We start from the raw sequence: 14954 nt of genomic DNA, 5'->3' as shown, positions 1-14954 counted from the left end.
ATTATCTTGCAAACATTGCTGCAACGCAACATGTTTGAATGATTCTTCGATCACCAATAGTTTTCTACAGCAATTTCACCGGGGGTGTTTCGTCGGGCTGGGGAGTAACCTTTTAATTTCAGTACCTTGCGAATATCTGTAACCATATCCGGGTTGCCGCAAATCATGAATCGACTACGTTCAACATTCATGGGCAAGCCTGTGTGTTCAGCCAGGCTACCCTGTTCCAGCAGTGTGGTAATCCGTTCACCCAAGCAATTGGGCACTTTTTCGCGGGTAACCACGGGCACGTAGACAAATCGTTTCTTGACGTTCTCGATCAGTTCGCTAAGCACGGGGTGTTCCACAAATCCCTTGATCATGTCTTGATACACCAGTTCCTCAGCGGTGCGGGCACTGTGCACCAGCACGATGTTCTCGAACTGTTCCCAAGTGTGCGGGTCGTGAAGAATCGATAGAAATGGCGCCAAACCAGTTCCTGAGCCCAACAGCCAAAGATCGTTGCCGGTTTCAAAGCGGGCTGTGGTGAGAAAGCCGAAATTGGTTTTGTCGATGTAAACAGGAGAACCCACCTGAAGCTGACTTAGGTGACTGGTAAAAGCCCCTTCAGGTACGACAATTGAGAAAAACTCAAGATGCTCGTCAAATGGGCCCGAGACCATGGAGTAGGCTCGCCAGATGATTTCCGGTTCGCCCGGTAGTTGCAAAGTGTTATCAACACCCAGCCGGGCAAATTGGCCGGCCGTGAAGCGAAAGCCTGTTGGGCGTGTGCAGGTGAAGGAAAACAATTTGCCTGGCACCCAAACACGCATGCTGGTGATTGTTTCCCGGGTGTATTTGTCTTCAACTTCACTCATGCAACTACTCGATTGGAACTGCCTTGAAGTGGATTACTTTTCAAGGTATTGAAGCTTGTCTTTCACGTCTTTCCAGTCATCGGCATCTGGCAGGTGTGCCTTCATGCGCGTAATGCTAGGCCAATCTTTGGCCAGTTCTACGTTCATGTCGATGAACTTCACCTGGTCGGCGGGTACATCTTCCTCAGCGTAAATCGCGTTGACGGGGCATTCAGGAATGCAAACAGCGCAGTCGATGCACTCGTCTGGATCGATCACCAGGAAATTGGGGCCTTCGCGAAAACAGTCGACTGGACATACATCCACACAATCGGTGTATTTGCACTTGATACAAGACTCGGTAACTACGTGTGTCATGGTGAAAATGTTTGGTTAAGCAAGATAACGAGACATTGTAATCGATTGGGCTGCATTGCACCTGAACCTCCGCTCGAATTCACCAACTGGCATGGGGCATACCCTAGGGGCGGCGGTGGCGCGGTTTTTCTATAATGAGTACTACGAATATATGCCTAGGATGCACTTTGAGCCAATCTTTCAACGATGATGATCTGGATACTTCCGCGGCCCGGTCAGAAATTCTGAATCGGATTCGCAGTCTTCAATCCAGGCCTGTCACCATGCGCGACAATGAGATGACCTTGGCCAAGGGTTACCTGGCCCGGAAAACTCGCGGCCCGGCGCCAAGCCCGGTAGAAAACGTGGTGGCTTTGTTTGAGGAGAAATCCCGGGCAATGCTTTGCACCGTGCAACGAGTGAAAAGCAATGCAGAAGTGCCCGAAGCCTGTGCTGCTTATCTAGCAGAGAATGAATTGAAGGGCACTGTGGCCATTTGGCCAGCGTTGAATCAGTTGGACTGGTCGGTGTTGCCGCATGTGGCGCGTTTGGGCGCCCCCACCGGTGATGACTTGATTGGTATCAGTGCTGTGGCTTGCGCTGTGGCTGAAACCGGCACTCTGGTATTTGCCAGCAAAGCCGATGAACCAGCCAGCACCCACTTGCTGCCCGAAACACATATTGCAATTGTTCGGGAAGACCAAGTGGTGCACACCATGGAAGACGCATTTGAAATGCTACGAAAAGAAGGGCGGATTATGCCGAGAGCATTGAACTTCGTATCCGGCCCTTCACGCACTGCAGACATCGAACAAACCATTGTGTTGGGTGCACATGGCCCTTACAGGGTGCATTTGATTCTGGTCGGCAAGTAAGCATGCGCGACAATTCCCGGCGACGCTTTGTGCAAAAAGCTCTGGCGGCAGGAGCGGCTGGTGCGATAGCCACTCCTGCGGCTTCCCAGTCTGCGTCGCTCGTCAAAACCATCAAACCAGTGGTGTTCAAGTTCCAAAGTACTTGGCCCACCAAAGACATTTTCAATGAGTTTGCCCAGGATTTTGCAAAGAAGGTCAATGACATGTCGGGCGGCGAGTTGCGCATTGATGTGTACCCTACCAACAGCATTGTGAAAGCTTTTGGTATACAGAATGCTGTGCATAAAGGGCAGCTTGACGGTGGTCATGGAGTTCCAACGTATTGGCACGATCGCCATGCCGCATTTTCCCTGTTTGGAAGTGGCCCCAGTTTTGGCATGAGCTCGAACCAGATTCTGGCGTGGTTTCAGTATGGTGGTGGTCAACAGCTTTACGACGAACTGGTTCAAAAAGAAATGAACCTGAACATTCAAGGCTTCATGTACGGGCCATTGACACCACAGCCTTTGGGCTGGTTCAAGAATCGGATCGAGAGCATCAAAGACCTCGACAAGATGCGTTTTCGGGCCGTGGGTTTGGCCGCTGAAGTGTTCAAGGAACTTGGCTTAACCACCACAGCCTTGCAGCCCGCCGATATTGTGCCATGGCTGGACAAAGGCCTGATTGATGCGGCGGAGTTTAACAACCCCAGTTCCGATCGTGCCTTGGGTTTTCCCAGTGTGTCGTCGGTATGCATGATTCGCAGCTTTCACCAAAGCAGCGAAGTATTTGAAGTTATTTTCAACAAGCAGCGTTTTGACAGCTTGCCTTTTGCCCTGCGCTCGATTATTCGATATGCCTTGCAGGCCTCTTCTGCAGATTTAAGCTGGAAGGCCTCTGACCGGTTTTCAACCGATTATGAGGAAATGCGCCGCAAGCAGGGTGTTCGTTATTACGTCACCCCGGACGATATTTTGAAGGCACAGCTGACTGCGTGGCGCAAAATTATTGCGCGCGAATCAGCCAACAGTCGGATTTTCAAGCGCATTATTGATTCCCAAATGCGTTTTGCCAAGCGTGTGGTGGGTTTTGAAAATGACCTGACACCTTCTTCTAAAATGGCTTTCGATTTTTGGTTCTCTACCGTGTAAACCGTGGCTGGGTTAATATGCAGGCACAACACCTTCAAGAGTGAGCCAACATGTCTGATATTCATGCCCGCAAAGCACACAATTTGACCCTGGAAGAAGCCAAGCAAACTGCGCAAAAACTGGCAGACCAACTTCAAAAAGAATTCCAGCTGGATAGTCAATGGCAAGGCAATACCCTCAATTTCACGCGTTCAGGTGTGAGGGGCAAGCTGGACGTGACTGACAAAGACGTCACTGTCGATATTTCACTGGGCTTCATGCTGAAAGCATTCAAGGGAAAGATTCAAGCGGAAATCGACAAAAACATCGACAAAATGTTTGCGTGAACGAGCGGTCCGTATTGGATCAATCTTTATCGGCTAAAAAATCAGCAACGCTGGGATAGCGAAGACGAAATCCCAGTTTTTTCTGGTTCAAAGATTCAATACGCCGCGATTCCGACATGAAACTCCACATCATGGGACTCACCATTTGTTTCACCTCTTCCCGAGAAAAGCGGGGAGGGCGAGTAAGCTGATAAGCATCGGCCACTAGGTCAAAGTAGTCTCCCATTTTGCTGGGTTTTGCGTCGCAGGCGTTCAGCACCTCAAAGGCACCGCCTTTGTAATTGACCCACCGGCTTAAACGGCCCAAATCGAGTTCATGAATGTGGTTTGACCACGCATCTTCATCAGGCAGCAAGGCAGGTGTGCGATTCTTGATACGGTCAATTGGTAATCTGTTGTCGCCGTATATGCCGGGCGCACGTAGCAGGTGTACATGCACACCATGTTCTAGTCCAAGTCGAAGTTGCGTCTCGGCGTGAACCCGCCGCTTCGCTCTGTCCGATTGAGCATTCAATGGCGTGTATTCATTAATCCATTGCCCTTGCGCATTGCCATAAACGCCGGTGGTGGACACATAGCTGATTCGCGGTGCAGGTTTACCGTGAGCCCTGGCCCTTGTGGCTGCCCACAGCACCAGTTTTTTCAGTGTGTTGTCAGTGTTTACGGATGAGTCGGGCGGCGCCATCCAGATGATTCGGTGACTCATTGAAATTAGGCGCAACAGGTCGCTCTTCGAATTCAAATCAATGGCCAGTGGCCGAGCGTTGTGTACCAAGATGGCAGCGCGCTTTGCTGCGGTATCCGCCCCAGGGCGATAAGTCGCTGTAAAATGTTGATCTGGAAAGGTTTGTAACAAGACCAAGCCCACTTGCCCGCAGCCCGCAACGCTTATATTGCTTTGCCGAAAGCGCCGGGGCAAACTGCGTTTGAAAAATAGCCCGCCGGGTTTGTCGATGTCACGGAAAGTAGTTTGATGATTCACAACGTAGAAATTCTTCCCAGTCAAAAACAGTTTGAATGCGAGGCCGACGATACTTTGTTGTCAGCGGCACTGCGCGCAAACGTCATTTTGCCATATGGCTGCAAAGACGGCGCATGTGGATCGTGCAAGGCCGATTTGATCGAGGGCCGGGTGGATTATGGCACCTATCAGTCGCGCGCCCTGAGTGAGGAGGAACGCGTGCGCGGGAAGGTGCTCACTTGTTGCGCAAAACCGCTGGGCCCAGTGAAGTTAAAGGTGAGGGAGCTGTCCGGTTTGGGTGACATTCCCATCAAGAAAATGCCTTGCCGGTTGCAAAGCATCGAGAAACCTGCGACCGATGTGGCTGTTCTCAAGTTGCAGTTGCCGGCCAATGAGGTGTTGCAATTCAATGCTGGGCAGTACATAGAATTCATGCTTCGCGATGGTTCGCGCCGCAGTTATTCGCTGGCCAACGCGCCTTATCAGGAAGGCGGGATCGAACTGCACATTCGGCACATGCCGGGTGGCTTGTTCACTGACCACGTATTCAGCACTATGAAAGAACGGGAAATTTTGCGTTTTGAAGGACCCTTCGGTACATTTTTCTTGCGCGACGATTCTACAAAACCCGTGGTATTGCTCGCCAGTGGCACCGGGTTCGCCCCAATTAAATCGTTACTGGAACAAGCCTTTTTCAAGAACAACAGCCGTGAGTTTGTGTTGTATTGGGGTGCACGAACCAAGGCCGATTTGTATATGCTGGATTTGCCCGTGCAATGGGCAAGCGAGCACTCAAATTTCAAATTTGTACCGGTGCTGTCTGATGCGACAGACGAATGTCACTGGACGGGGCGAACAGGTTTTGTGCACCACGCTGTCATGCAGGACTTTCCGGATTTGAGCGCACACCAAGTGTATGCCTGTGGTGCACCGATTGTGATCGAGTCAGCCCAGCGCGATTTCACCTCACAGTGTGGTTTACCCGAGGAGGAGTTCTTCGCAGATTCCTTTACGTCTATGGCAGATGCCTGACCCGCATACAGCAGGCTTTATTGCGACACTTGCCCCAGATAGGTTTCTCGAATTCTGGGGTCGTTGATCAGTTCACTGGCCAGGCCTTCGTAATCAATCAAACCTGAATCCATGACATAAGCTCGGTTAGCCAGTTGCAGGGCGATGTGAGCATTTTGCTCAACAAGCAGTATCGTCATTCCTTCGCGGTGCACCTGTTGAATCACCTCAAAAATTTTCTCAACCATGATCGGAGCCAATCCCATGCTGGGTTCGTCCAGCAACAGAAGATCGGGCTTTCCCATCAGCGCACGTGCCATGGCCAACATCTGCTGCTCTCCACCACTCAAAGTTCCAGCGGATTGCTTCAGTCGCTCCCTGATGCGCGGAAACAGAGTCAGCATTTTCTCCAAATCACAATCGATCTCGGCTTTCAGGCAGCCGGTTTGAAAGCGCGCATTTGCACCCAATTCAAGATTTTCAAGCACGGTCATGCGGGTGAAAATTCCGCGCCCCTCTGGCACCAAGGCCAGCCCGAGTGGCAGCCTTTGATGCGCGGGCAGCTTCGTCAAATCAATGGTGCTTTTGAAAGTAGCTGCATGGGCTTGAAAAGGCAACAAGCCTGCAATGGCTTTCATGGCTGACGTTTTACCCGCACCATTGCAGCCAATCAAGCACACCAGCTCACCTGCATGCACGTGAAAACTCAAGCCCTTCACAGCCTGAATTCCGCCGTAGGCAACAGTCAGACCTTGAATGTTCAGCATGGAATCAGCCATGGTGTAGCCCCCCAAGGTAGGCTTCAATGACGGCGGGGGATTGCTGCACTTGCGTGGGGGTTCCCTGAGCAATCACTTTGCCGTAATCCAGCACAATGACTTCGTCACAAATACCCATCACCAGTTTGACATCATGTTCAATCAGCAGTATTGATGTCCCGTCCTGTCGAATCCGGAGCAGCAATTCTCGCAGTTTCAATTTTTCAGTCGCATTCATGCCAGCAGCGGGTTCGTCCAAGGCGAGTAGCGCAGGTTCGCTGGCCAGAGCGCGTGCAATTTCGAGGCGTCGTTGATCACCATAGGAAAGCTGCCCGGCCAGGTGATTGCTGTAAGCGCCGATGCCCACATAATGCAAGCACTTCAATGCCTGCTGGTGTACCTGTTTTTCCTCGCGGCGTTGTGCCGGGGTACGAAGTACCGCGCCCAATACGCCCTGCCTGGTTTTGCCATGCATGCCCACGGCCACATTTTCAAGCGCTGTCATACTCTTGAACAAACGGATATTTTGAAATGTGCGGGCCAACCCCATTTGCGCGACACAGTGTGGTGACGCGGGCTTGTATGTTTTACCTTTGAATTCAAATTGCCCTGCGTCGGGTGCGTACAAACCGGTGATCAAATTGAAACAAGTGGTTTTGCCCGCACCGTTCGGGCCAATCAGCCCGACCACTTGTCCGGGCTGAACGCTCAGGCTGACATCATCTACAGCAGTGATGCCGCCGAAGCTTTTTTTCAGATGGGTGGCGCTAAAGAGGGGTATGTTCATTTGTGTTTTGGCCACAGCCCGGCGGGGCGATATAGCATGACCAGCACCATGGTCAGGCCATAGATCAGGGAGCGAAGTATTTCTGCATCCACCAGTACGCTACCAAACAAAAACTCCTGTACAGGTGTGACCACTTGCCGCAGCATTTCCGGAAAACCTGCCAGCAAAAGTGCGCCCAGAATGACGCCAGGAATATGACCCATTCCGCCCAGCACTACCATGCAAAGAACAATGATTGATTCCATCAGTCCAAATGATTCCGGGCTTACAAAGCCTTGAAATGCAGAAAACATCGCGCCCGCCACACCGCCAAAGGAGGCGCCCAGTGCGAAAGCCAGCAGCTTCATGTTGCGGGTATTGATCCCCATCGACTTGGCAGCAATTTCATCGTCACGTATGGCAGTCCATGCGCGGCCGATTCGACTGTCTTGCAGCCGTATACACACCACAATAATAAGGAGGGTGAGTGCCAGAAACAGATAGTAATAAAGATGAAGTGCAGGAACCTCGACGCCGAACAAATCGACAGTGCGTGAAAAACGAACCCCCGCAATTTGAACGGGCTCAATCATGTTGATGCCTTGGGGGCCATTGGTGATATTGACTGGTGCATTCAAATTGTTCAGAAACAAGCGAATGATTTCACCGAAACCCAGGGTAACAATGGCGAGATAGTCGCCCCGTAGCCGAAGGGTGGGTGCACCCAGCAATACGCCGAATAGCGCGGCAATCAGGGCCCCCAGCGGAATCATTAACCAAATGGACAAGTGCAGACCATCTGGAAAAAGGGTTGCGATGGTTTCAAAATTGTCGGTTAAATGAGGTGAAGCCAGCAAACCGTATACGTAAGCACCCACCGCGTAAAAGGCGATGTAACCCAGATCGAGCAAGCCAGCGAAACCCACCACAATGTTGAGACCGAGCGCCAGCATCACATACAGCAAGGCGATGTTCAAAATTCGAACCCAGCTGTTGCCAATCAAGCCCGCCACCCAAGGCAGGGCAGCCAAGGCGATGGCAACGAGCAGGAAGCCGATCACTTGTTGATGGCGTTGGGCAAGTTTGGTCATGCTCTGTCTGACACCCTTTCACCCAACAGGCCAGATGGCCGAAGAGTAAGCACCAAAATCAACACAGCAAAGGCAAAAATATCCTGGTAGTGCGAGCCCAGAAAACCACCGGTCAATTGCCCCAAATAGCCAGCGCCAAGGCTTTCAACAATTCCCAACAGGAGGCCACCCAACATGGCGCCGTAAATATTGCCGATGCCGCCGAGTACTGCGGCAGTAAATGCTTTCAAACCGGGTAAAAAGCCCATGTAAAAATGAGCCACAGAATAGTTGGCAGCCACCATGACTCCAGCTACTCCAGCCAAGGCAGCTCCGATCACAAATGTAGCGGCGATCACTGAATTGGCATTGATGCCCATGAGCCCCGCCAATTGCGGGTTTTCAGAGGTGGCGCGCATGGCTTTCCCCAATCGGGTTTTGTTGACTGTATAGGTCAGGCCAAACATAAGGACCGCAGATACCGCCACAATCAAAAGTTGCACCGGTGTGACGGATACAATTCTTTCGTAATCGTTCTCGAGGTTTGGAGCAAAGGTATGCAAAACAATCGGATCGGTGGGCAGTGTGGTGGGAAAAATCAGGTAATTGCGGCCCCAGATAATCATGGCCAGCGTTTGCAAAATGATTGAAACACCAATTGCAGAAATCAAAGGCGCGAGCCGAGGCGCGTTTCGCAAGGGGCGATAAGCCAAGCGTTCGATCGAAAAACTGACCAGCATGCACACAGGCACTGCGCACAGCACTCCCACCAGGAAAAGAATCCAGCCCGGTGTCTCGGGGAACAAACCCATGAACAAGGTGATTGCGCTAAATGCCACCATGGCGCCAACCATAACGACTTCGCCATGGGCAAAATTGATCAAGCCCAACACGCCATACACCATGGTGTAGCCGAGTGCCACCAGTGCATAGATACTGCCGAGAACCAAGCCGTTGATCAGTTGTTGCGCAAAAATATCCATGTACGCCAATGCGATTGAAATTAGATGTGTCGGAAAAAGAATAGAGCAAATTGGGTTTGGGTTTCGCGTATTTCTTCAGAAAGAAGTCAGTTAATTGACAGCTGAACCCATTACCGGTTTAGATGCTACATTGGATGAATTAACCACTAAAACGAATTGGAGGCGATCATGAACCTTTGCAGGTCCCGGAATTTGAAACATTCATTCATGGGTATGTCGGTATTTATCGCCTTGGCGAGCACGCCTGTTTACGGTAAGGAAGTGTTGGTGAAAATTGGGCATATTGCACCGCTCTCGGGTCCACAGGCCCATTACGGCAAAGACAATGAATCAGGCGCCAGGCTGGCGATCGACGATTTGAATAAAATGAAAATTCAGCTGGATGGAGGCACTGCCAAATTTCAGCTGGTTGCAGAAGATGATGCCGCAGACCCAAAAACTGGTGCCATCGTCGCGCAAAAATTGTGTGACATGAAAGTAAACGGCATTGTCGGGCATTTGAACAGCGGCACCACCATTCCCGCATCCCGTATTTATTATGACTGCGGCATTCCCCAAATTACACCTTCAGCCACCACACCCAAAGTGACAAAGCAAGGGTTTGAGTCTGTATTCAGGGTAATTGCCCACGATGGCGTGTTGGGCGTTGCCTTGGCCAAGTATGCAGTCGACGAAATGAAAGTGAAGCGGGTAGTGGTCATCGATGACCGTACCGGTTATGGACAGCCATTGGCTGATATTTTTACGAAGCAGCTTGAAGCCAAAGGCGTAAAGGTGCTGGAGCGCCACTACACCACCGATAAGGCCACCGACTTTGCGGCCATTTTGACCTCGGTCAAGCGCGTGAATCCAGACCTTGTTTTTTACGGAGGTATGGACGCACAGGCAGGCCCAATGCTGCGCCAGATGAAGCAACTGGGTATCAAGGCAAAGCTGATTGGCGGTGATGGTATTTGTACAACTGAATTGATGCGTTTGGGCGGGGACAATGTGGGGTCGAATGTGCTTTGCGCTGAGGGCGGTATGGCCTTGAGCAAGATGCCAGGCGGACCCGCTTTCGAGAAACGATACAAAGCCCAGTTCAAGGCGGATATTCAGGTTTATGCGCCTTTTGTATACGATGCAGTCATGACCATGGGCATGGCCATGAAAAATGCAAAGTCAGCAGATCCCAAGAAGTATCTTCCGAAGTTGAAAGAGATTCGGCACGAAGGAGTGATCGGGACTATTGCATTTGATGAAGTCGGTGATGTGCTGAATGCTGCGGTGACATTGAATTCTTATGGTCCTCAAGGAAAGTTTCCGGTCAAGGTTGTGAATTGATTTGATCCAGCAGTGTTGGACCGATTCGGGATGCATTTTTATTTTGTAAATTTAATCAGAATTAATTTTTAACAGTCACGAACTTCTTTTTGTCACCTACCACTTAAGTGTTGAGCCACAACCGCCTCAGGTTGTGGCCAATAACAAGTGGAGATGATGAATGATTTTCTGCGGTATCAAAAAAACACTATTCACTGCAATGCTGCTGACCTGTGCAACAGGCCCAGCCATCGCTGACAACTACCCCAGCAAGACAATTACCCTGGTAGTGCCGTTTGCGGCGGGAGGAACTACTGACATTGTTGCCAGAATTGTGGCGGACAAGTTGGGTAAAGAACTGGGACAATCTGTGATCGTCGACAATCGCGGTGGCGGCGGTGGCAGCATTGGTGCTGGCCTGGTGGCCAAGGCAGCACCCGATGGTTACACCTTGGGTGTGTCTACACTGTCAACACATGCCGTAATCTCGGCCTGCAACCCGAAAGTGCCCTACAACCCGGTCAAAGACTTCAAGGCCATTACCAATATGGCAAGTTCTCCGAACGTTTTGACTGTGAATCCAAAGTTTCCCGCGCAAGACTTCAAACAGTTTTTGACGCACGTGAAAAAGAACCCGGGCAAGTTGAGTTTTGCAACATCAGGGCAGTGCAGTATTCAGCAAATGGTGGGTGAGCAGTTCAAGGTTGAAACAGGCACTGATATTCTGCATGTGCCGTATCGCGGTGCCGGCCCTGCGCTGAATGACCTGCTGGGCGGGTCTGTGGACATGATGTTCGACAATCTGCCTTCATCCATGTCGCACATCAAGGCGGATCGCCTGCGCGCCTTGGCTGTGGCCTGGCCTAACCGGCTTGAATCACTTCCGAATGTACCCACCTTCAAAGAGTTGGGATTAACGGCAGTGAATGAACCGGTTTGGTATGGGTTGGTTGCACCTGCGGCCACTCCCGATTCCATTGTTCAAAAGTTGAACGCCGCCACAGTGAAAGTTCTCAAGCTACCGGAAGTTCAAGAACGCCTGCGGGCCAGCGGTGCAGAGCCTGTGGGGAACACACCCGCTCAACATTCGGCTGAAATCAGGCAGGAAATGGAACGAATGCACGCTTTGGTGAAAAAGCAGAACATTCAGTTTGACGGGTCTTAATTGTTAAGTTGGAATGAAAAAAAGCCAAGGCGCAACACCTTGGCTTTTTGACTTGCTTATGGGCTGATTACAGTGACAGTACCCAAGCGGCCAATTTCTTGGCTTCGTCTTCGGTCACGTTTTGTGCAGGCATGGGCACTGGGCCCCAAGTACCCTTGGTGCCGTTCTTGATTTTGCCGGCGAGCATGGCTTCTGCACCTGCTTGACCTTTGTACTTGGCAGCCACGTCTTTAAAAGCCGGACCAACCACTTTTTTCTGAACCTGGTGACAGGCCAAGCAGGCTTTGCTCTTGGCCAATGCTTCGTCGGCGCTGGCTGACAACGGTAGAGCAACCATGGTGGCTGCAATCGCCAAGACACCCATTTGCTTGATCATACTGAACTCCTCACTTTGTTACAGTTATCACGTTAATAACGTCTCGGGCGTCATTTTGGCAGACAACGCAGTTGTTTGTCATGTGAAACAGCATGATTTTTATCCTTCTGGGCATCCTTTTGCTCACAATGAAACTAGGCGGTGTACATCCCGTAAGCAATTGGGAATGGTTCTCCATTGCTTTGCCTTTCCTCATGGCCATTTGCTGGTTTGAACTTTTTGAACCCTGGCTTGGCTTGGATGTGCGCCGACAGCAGTTTAGAAAGCGTCAGCTAGAGGCACGAATTCGACATTTTCAAAACAAAAAACCCCGACGCCAGCGCCGGGGTTTTCCTTTTAGGTAAGCGTTTGCAAGTTTACAGGTCGAGATCACCATCGGTGACGGCACCTTTGCTGGCGCTGCTGGCCAAGGCTGCGAACTTGGCCAGAACACCCGTGGTGTAACGTGGTTTGGGTTTCACCCAGCTTTCACGACGCTTTGCCAATTCCTCGTCGCTTACGTTGATTTGTAACAATTTCTGGTGCGCATCCATGGTGATGGAGTCGCCTTCCTTGATCAGCGCAATTGGGCCACCAACGTAAGCTTCCGGTGCAACGTGGCCTACCACCATGCCCCAGGTACCGCCAGAAAAACGACCGTCCGTAATCAAGCCCACAGTTTCGCCGAGACCTTTGCCAATAATAGCTGAAGTTGGAGCCAGCATTTCTGGCATGCCAGGGCCGCCTTTGGGGCCCAGATAGCGAAGAATAATCACATCGCCGTCTTTGATTTTGTCGCCCAAAATTGCGTCCATCGCGCTTTGTTCGTCGTCAAATACCTTGGCTGGGCCAGTAATCACCGGGTTCTTCAAGCCGGTAATCTTGGCCACAGCACCTTCAGGTGCCAGGTTGCCTTTCAAAATCGCCAAGTGACCTTGCTTGTACAGGGCTTTCTCGATTGGCATGATCACGTTTTGATCTGCACGGGGCACTGACGGAATATCTGCCAGTGTTTCAGCAATCGTTTTGCCGGTAATCGTGATGCAATCGCCGTGCAGCAGGCCTGCGTCCAGCAAAATCTTCATGACTTGTGGAATACCACCCGCGTCGTGCAGGTCGGTTGCAACATACTGACCAGAAGGCTTCAAATTGCAAATGACAGGTGTACGCAGGCGCACGCGTTCGAAGTCCTCGTAGCTCCAGGCCACATCCGCTGCCTTGGCGATGGCCAGGAAGTGCAGCACAGCATTGGTCGATCCGCCAGTGGCCATCAGCACAGCCACTGCATTTTCAATCGACTTTTTGGTAATGATGTCCCGGGGCTTCAGGTCGTTGCGCACCGCTTCGATCAGCACGCGAGCTGATTCTTCAGTCGAAGTGACCTTTTCCGCATCGATATTTGACATGGTGCTGGAGTAGGGCAGGCTCATGCCCAATGCCTCGAATGCCGAGCTCATGGTGTTGGCTGTGTACATGCCGCCACAAGAACCAGAACTTGGGCATGCATTCTTCTCGATGCCCTTGAAATCTTCTTCGCTCATGCGGCCAGCAGTGAATTCACCCACCGCTTCGAAGGCAGACACAATTGTCAGGTCTTTGCCTTTGTAACGCCCAGGCTTGATGGTGCCGCCATAAACATAAATGCCGGGCACATTCATGCGGGCCATGCCGATCATGCCACCAGGCATGTTCTTGTCGCAGCCACCGATGACCAGAACCCCATCCATCCACTGGCCTTGCACCGCAGTTTCGATACAGTCAGCAATCACTTCACGGCTGACCAGTGAATACTTCATGCCCTCAGTGCCCATGCTCATGCCATCGGAGATGGTTGGCGTTCCGAAAATTTGTGGATTACCGCCAGCTTCTTTCACCGCTTTCACTGCCGCATCGGCCAAAGGCTGCAAGCCGCTGTTGCAAGGGGTGATGGTCGAGTGACCGTTGGCGATACCGATCATGGGGTTGTTGAAGTCTTCGTCTTTGTAACCCATGGCGAAGTACATCGCGCGGTTGGGCGAACGGGCCACGCCCTGGGTGATGTTCTTGGAACGTCGATTGATGCTCATTGCAAAAGCTCGCAGGTGGAATTGGATTCAAAACGAGAATTTACCATTTTATGATGCTCCGCTGGGCGCAGGAAGACCTTCATTCATCAAAGGGTAGTCCCTAGGGCAGTACAATTGAACGGTTTTTCACATTCCGGGTTTTCCATGTTTGTACATCCTGAATTCGATCCCATTGCCATTTCGATCGGCCCTGTGGCCATTCGCTGGTACGGTTTGATGTATTTGTTGGCTTTTGTTGCCTTCATCATGCTGGCCAAGCGCCGCTTGCATTTGTTCCCAGCCATCAAGATGTCTGATGTGGACAATATGCTGACCTGGGCCGTCTTGGGCGTCATTCTGGGTGGTCGATTGGGCTATGTATTTTTTTACAAGCCCGATTATTACATGGCCAACCCTGGCGAAATTCTCGCAATTTGGGAAGGTGGGATGTCGTTTCATGGCGGTTTTCTGGGCGTGTTGCTGGTGTGTTTTATTTACGGCAGGTACAAAGACTGGAAGTTTTTTGATGTGATGGATTTCGTGGCGCCTGCCGTACCAATCGGATTGGCCTTGGGTCGCCTTGGCAACTTTATCAATGGTGAGTTGTGGGGGCGCCCGACCGATGGCTGGTGGGGGGTTGTGTTTCCGCAGGCGGGCGATGCAGTTGCACGCCACCCATCACAGCTCTACCAAATGAGTTTGGAAGGTATTGCCTTGTTCATTGGGCTTTGGTGGTTCGCCAGCAAGCCACGCCCGCGTGCGGCAGTGTCAGCCTGGTTTTTGATTGGCTATGGTGCCGCCCGTTTTGTGGTGGAGTATGCCCGCGAGCCAGACCGCTTTTTGGGTACACTTTCTCTGGGATTGTCGATGGGGCAATGGTTGTGTGTGCCCATGATTCTGGGTGGGTTCGCCTTGTTGGCATGGTCAAGAAACAAGCCCACAGGGCTTGAAACCATGACTGCGTTGGAAGCTGCCCAGGCAAAAGCAGGCAAGGGCAGCAAACGCAGCAAGTGA

Annotated in this window: 17 protein-coding genes; 8 read left to right on the top strand and 9 right to left on the bottom strand. The window is 51.4% G+C overall.

Translation table 11 applies throughout. The annotated features are described in order from the left end of the window. Positions 1 to 50: 50 nt before the first annotated feature. Positions 51 to 857, bottom strand: coding sequence for a ferredoxin--NADP reductase (locus tag PY990_RS09180; RefSeq protein WP_275271350.1), 807 nt, complete (start codon positions 855 to 857; stop codon positions 51 to 53). A 33-nt stretch (positions 858 to 890) separates the two neighbouring features. After that, positions 891 to 1214 (bottom strand): ferredoxin FdxA, encoded by a 324-nt coding sequence (gene fdxA, locus PY990_RS09175; protein WP_008248660.1) that lies wholly within the window; start codon positions 1212 to 1214, stop codon positions 891 to 893. Positions 1215 to 1381: 167 nt separating this feature from the next. Here fdxA and PY990_RS09170 point away from each other — a divergent pair, with 167 nt between their 5' ends. From PY990_RS09170 to PY990_RS09160, 3 genes are read left to right on the top strand one after another with little or no spacing between them, the layout of a single operon-like run. Then, complete coding sequence (locus PY990_RS09170) at positions 1382 to 2068, top strand: LutC/YkgG family protein (RefSeq protein WP_275271349.1); 687 nt, start codon at positions 1382 to 1384, stop codon at positions 2066 to 2068. Between the two features lie 2 nt (positions 2069 to 2070). Next, positions 2071 to 3198, top strand: a complete 1128-nt coding sequence (locus tag PY990_RS09165) for a TRAP transporter substrate-binding protein (RefSeq protein WP_275271348.1) — start codon at positions 2071 to 2073, stop codon at positions 3196 to 3198. A gap of 50 nt (positions 3199 to 3248) precedes the next feature. Then, complete coding sequence (locus tag PY990_RS09160) at positions 3249 to 3524, top strand: polyhydroxyalkanoic acid system family protein (RefSeq protein ID WP_275271347.1); 276 nt, start codon at positions 3249 to 3251, stop codon at positions 3522 to 3524. A gap of 19 nt (positions 3525 to 3543) precedes the next feature. On the opposite strand, the gene PY990_RS09155 is transcribed toward PY990_RS09160, so the two are convergent. Continuing rightward, a complete protein-coding gene (locus tag PY990_RS09155; protein WP_275271346.1) occupies positions 3544 to 4506 on the bottom strand; it encodes a Rossmann-fold NAD(P)-binding domain-containing protein in 963 nt (320 codons plus the stop codon). Here PY990_RS09155 and PY990_RS09150 point away from each other — a divergent pair. Next, on the top strand, positions 4498 to 5517 hold the full coding sequence (locus PY990_RS09150; protein ID WP_275271345.1) for a CDP-6-deoxy-delta-3,4-glucoseen reductase: 1020 nt from the start codon (positions 4498 to 4500) through the stop codon (positions 5515 to 5517). The two genes, PY990_RS09155 and PY990_RS09150, sit on opposite strands and share 9 nt — an antisense overlap. Positions 5518 to 5534: 17 nt before the next feature. On the opposite strand, the gene PY990_RS09145 is transcribed toward PY990_RS09150, so the two are convergent. From PY990_RS09145 to PY990_RS09130, 4 genes are read right to left on the bottom strand one after another with little or no spacing between them, the layout of a single operon-like run. Then, the gene (locus tag PY990_RS09145) at positions 5535 to 6275 is read right to left on the bottom strand and encodes an ABC transporter ATP-binding protein (protein ID WP_275271344.1); all 741 of its coding nucleotides are present in this window, start codon (positions 6273 to 6275) and stop codon (positions 5535 to 5537) included. Further along, positions 6268 to 7041 (bottom strand): ABC transporter ATP-binding protein, encoded by a 774-nt coding sequence (locus PY990_RS09140; protein WP_275271343.1) that lies wholly within the window; start codon positions 7039 to 7041, stop codon positions 6268 to 6270. Before PY990_RS09140 ends, PY990_RS09145 begins: the two co-directional genes overlap by 8 nt. After that, the gene (locus PY990_RS09135) at positions 7038 to 8111 is read right to left on the bottom strand and encodes an ABC transporter permease subunit (RefSeq protein WP_275271342.1); all 1074 of its coding nucleotides are present in this window, start codon (positions 8109 to 8111) and stop codon (positions 7038 to 7040) included. The genes PY990_RS09140 and PY990_RS09135 overlap by 4 nt, the downstream gene beginning before the upstream one ends. Next, on the bottom strand, positions 8108 to 8995 hold the full coding sequence (locus tag PY990_RS09130) for a branched-chain amino acid ABC transporter permease (RefSeq protein WP_413789517.1): 888 nt from the start codon (positions 8993 to 8995) through the stop codon (positions 8108 to 8110). The genes PY990_RS09135 and PY990_RS09130 overlap by 4 nt, the downstream gene beginning before the upstream one ends. A 246-nt stretch (positions 8996 to 9241) precedes the next feature. Between PY990_RS09130 and PY990_RS09125 the strand changes: the two genes are divergently transcribed. Both PY990_RS09125 and PY990_RS09120 read left to right on the top strand, forming a co-directional pair. Next, entirely contained in the window at positions 9242 to 10396 is a 1155-nt protein-coding gene (locus PY990_RS09125) for a branched-chain amino acid ABC transporter substrate-binding protein (protein ID WP_275271340.1), read from the top strand. 160 nt (positions 10397 to 10556) lie between these two features. After that, positions 10557 to 11540: a Bug family tripartite tricarboxylate transporter substrate binding protein gene (locus PY990_RS09120; protein WP_275271339.1), complete on the top strand. Its 984-nt coding sequence runs from the start codon at positions 10557 to 10559 to the stop codon at positions 11538 to 11540. 67 nt (positions 11541 to 11607) lie between these two features. Here the strand turns inward: PY990_RS09120 and PY990_RS09115 are convergent, their stop codons facing one another. Further along, on the bottom strand, positions 11608 to 11916 hold the full coding sequence (locus tag PY990_RS09115) for a c-type cytochrome (protein WP_275271338.1): 309 nt from the start codon (positions 11914 to 11916) through the stop codon (positions 11608 to 11610). A gap of 92 nt (positions 11917 to 12008) precedes the next feature. Between PY990_RS09115 and PY990_RS16360 the strand changes: the two genes are divergently transcribed. Continuing rightward, the gene (locus tag PY990_RS16360; protein WP_105029392.1) at positions 12009 to 12260 is read left to right on the top strand and encodes a TIGR04438 family Trp-rich protein; all 252 of its coding nucleotides are present in this window, start codon (positions 12009 to 12011) and stop codon (positions 12258 to 12260) included. Between the two features lie 12 nt (positions 12261 to 12272). On the opposite strand, the gene ilvD is transcribed toward PY990_RS16360, so the two are convergent. Next, positions 12273 to 13961: a dihydroxy-acid dehydratase gene (gene ilvD, locus PY990_RS09110; RefSeq protein WP_105029391.1), complete on the bottom strand. Its 1689-nt coding sequence runs from the start codon at positions 13959 to 13961 to the stop codon at positions 12273 to 12275. Positions 13962 to 14105: 144 nt separating this feature from the next. On the opposite strand from ilvD, the gene lgt reads away from it, so the two are divergent. Then, positions 14106 to 14954 carry a prolipoprotein diacylglyceryl transferase gene (lgt, locus tag PY990_RS09105; RefSeq protein WP_275271382.1) on the top strand — a complete coding sequence of 283 codons (849 nt, stop codon included), beginning with the start codon at positions 14106 to 14108 and terminating at the stop codon, positions 14952 to 14954.

Origin of the sequence: Limnobacter olei, assembly GCF_029087225.1 — a bacterium.
GTDB lineage: Bacteria > Pseudomonadota > Gammaproteobacteria > Burkholderiales > Burkholderiaceae_B > Limnobacter > Limnobacter olei.
This window is presented reverse-complemented; position numbering and strand designations above follow the sequence as displayed.

Excerpts from the sequence above, each read along its gene's own strand:
- PY990_RS09180 (WP_275271350.1), bottom strand. The coding sequence starts at position 857 with ATGAGTGAAGTTGAAGACAAATACACCCGGGAAACAATCACCAGCATG.
- fdxA (WP_008248660.1), bottom strand. The coding sequence starts at position 1,214 with ATGACACACGTAGTTACCGAGTCTTGTATCAAGTGCAAATACACCGAT.
- PY990_RS09165 (WP_275271348.1), top strand. The coding sequence starts at position 2,071 with ATGCGCGACAATTCCCGGCGACGCTTTGTGCAAAAAGCTCTGGCGGCA.
- PY990_RS09160 (WP_275271347.1), top strand. The coding sequence starts at position 3,249 with ATGTCTGATATTCATGCCCGCAAAGCACACAATTTGACCCTGGAAGAA.
- PY990_RS09150 (WP_275271345.1), top strand. The coding sequence starts at position 4,498 with ATGATTCACAACGTAGAAATTCTTCCCAGTCAAAAACAGTTTGAATGC.
- PY990_RS09145 (WP_275271344.1), bottom strand. The coding sequence starts at position 6,275 with ATGGCTGATTCCATGCTGAACATTCAAGGTCTGACTGTTGCCTACGGC.
- PY990_RS09140 (WP_275271343.1), bottom strand. The coding sequence starts at position 7,041 with ATGAACATACCCCTCTTTAGCGCCACCCATCTGAAAAAAAGCTTCGGC.
- PY990_RS09135 (WP_275271342.1), bottom strand. The coding sequence starts at position 8,111 with ATGACCAAACTTGCCCAACGCCATCAACAAGTGATCGGCTTCCTGCTC.
- PY990_RS09130 (WP_413789517.1), bottom strand. The coding sequence starts at position 8,995 with ATGGTGTATGGCGTGTTGGGCTTGATCAATTTTGCCCATGGCGAAGTC.
- PY990_RS09125 (WP_275271340.1), top strand. The coding sequence starts at position 9,242 with ATGAACCTTTGCAGGTCCCGGAATTTGAAACATTCATTCATGGGTATG.
- PY990_RS09120 (WP_275271339.1), top strand. The coding sequence starts at position 10,557 with ATGATTTTCTGCGGTATCAAAAAAACACTATTCACTGCAATGCTGCTG.
- PY990_RS09115 (WP_275271338.1), bottom strand. The coding sequence starts at position 11,916 with ATGATCAAGCAAATGGGTGTCTTGGCGATTGCAGCCACCATGGTTGCT.
- PY990_RS16360 (WP_105029392.1), top strand. The coding sequence starts at position 12,009 with ATGATTTTTATCCTTCTGGGCATCCTTTTGCTCACAATGAAACTAGGC.
- ilvD (WP_105029391.1), bottom strand. The coding sequence starts at position 13,961 with ATGAGCATCAATCGACGTTCCAAGAACATCACCCAGGGCGTGGCCCGT.
- lgt (WP_275271382.1), top strand. The coding sequence starts at position 14,106 with ATGTTTGTACATCCTGAATTCGATCCCATTGCCATTTCGATCGGCCCT.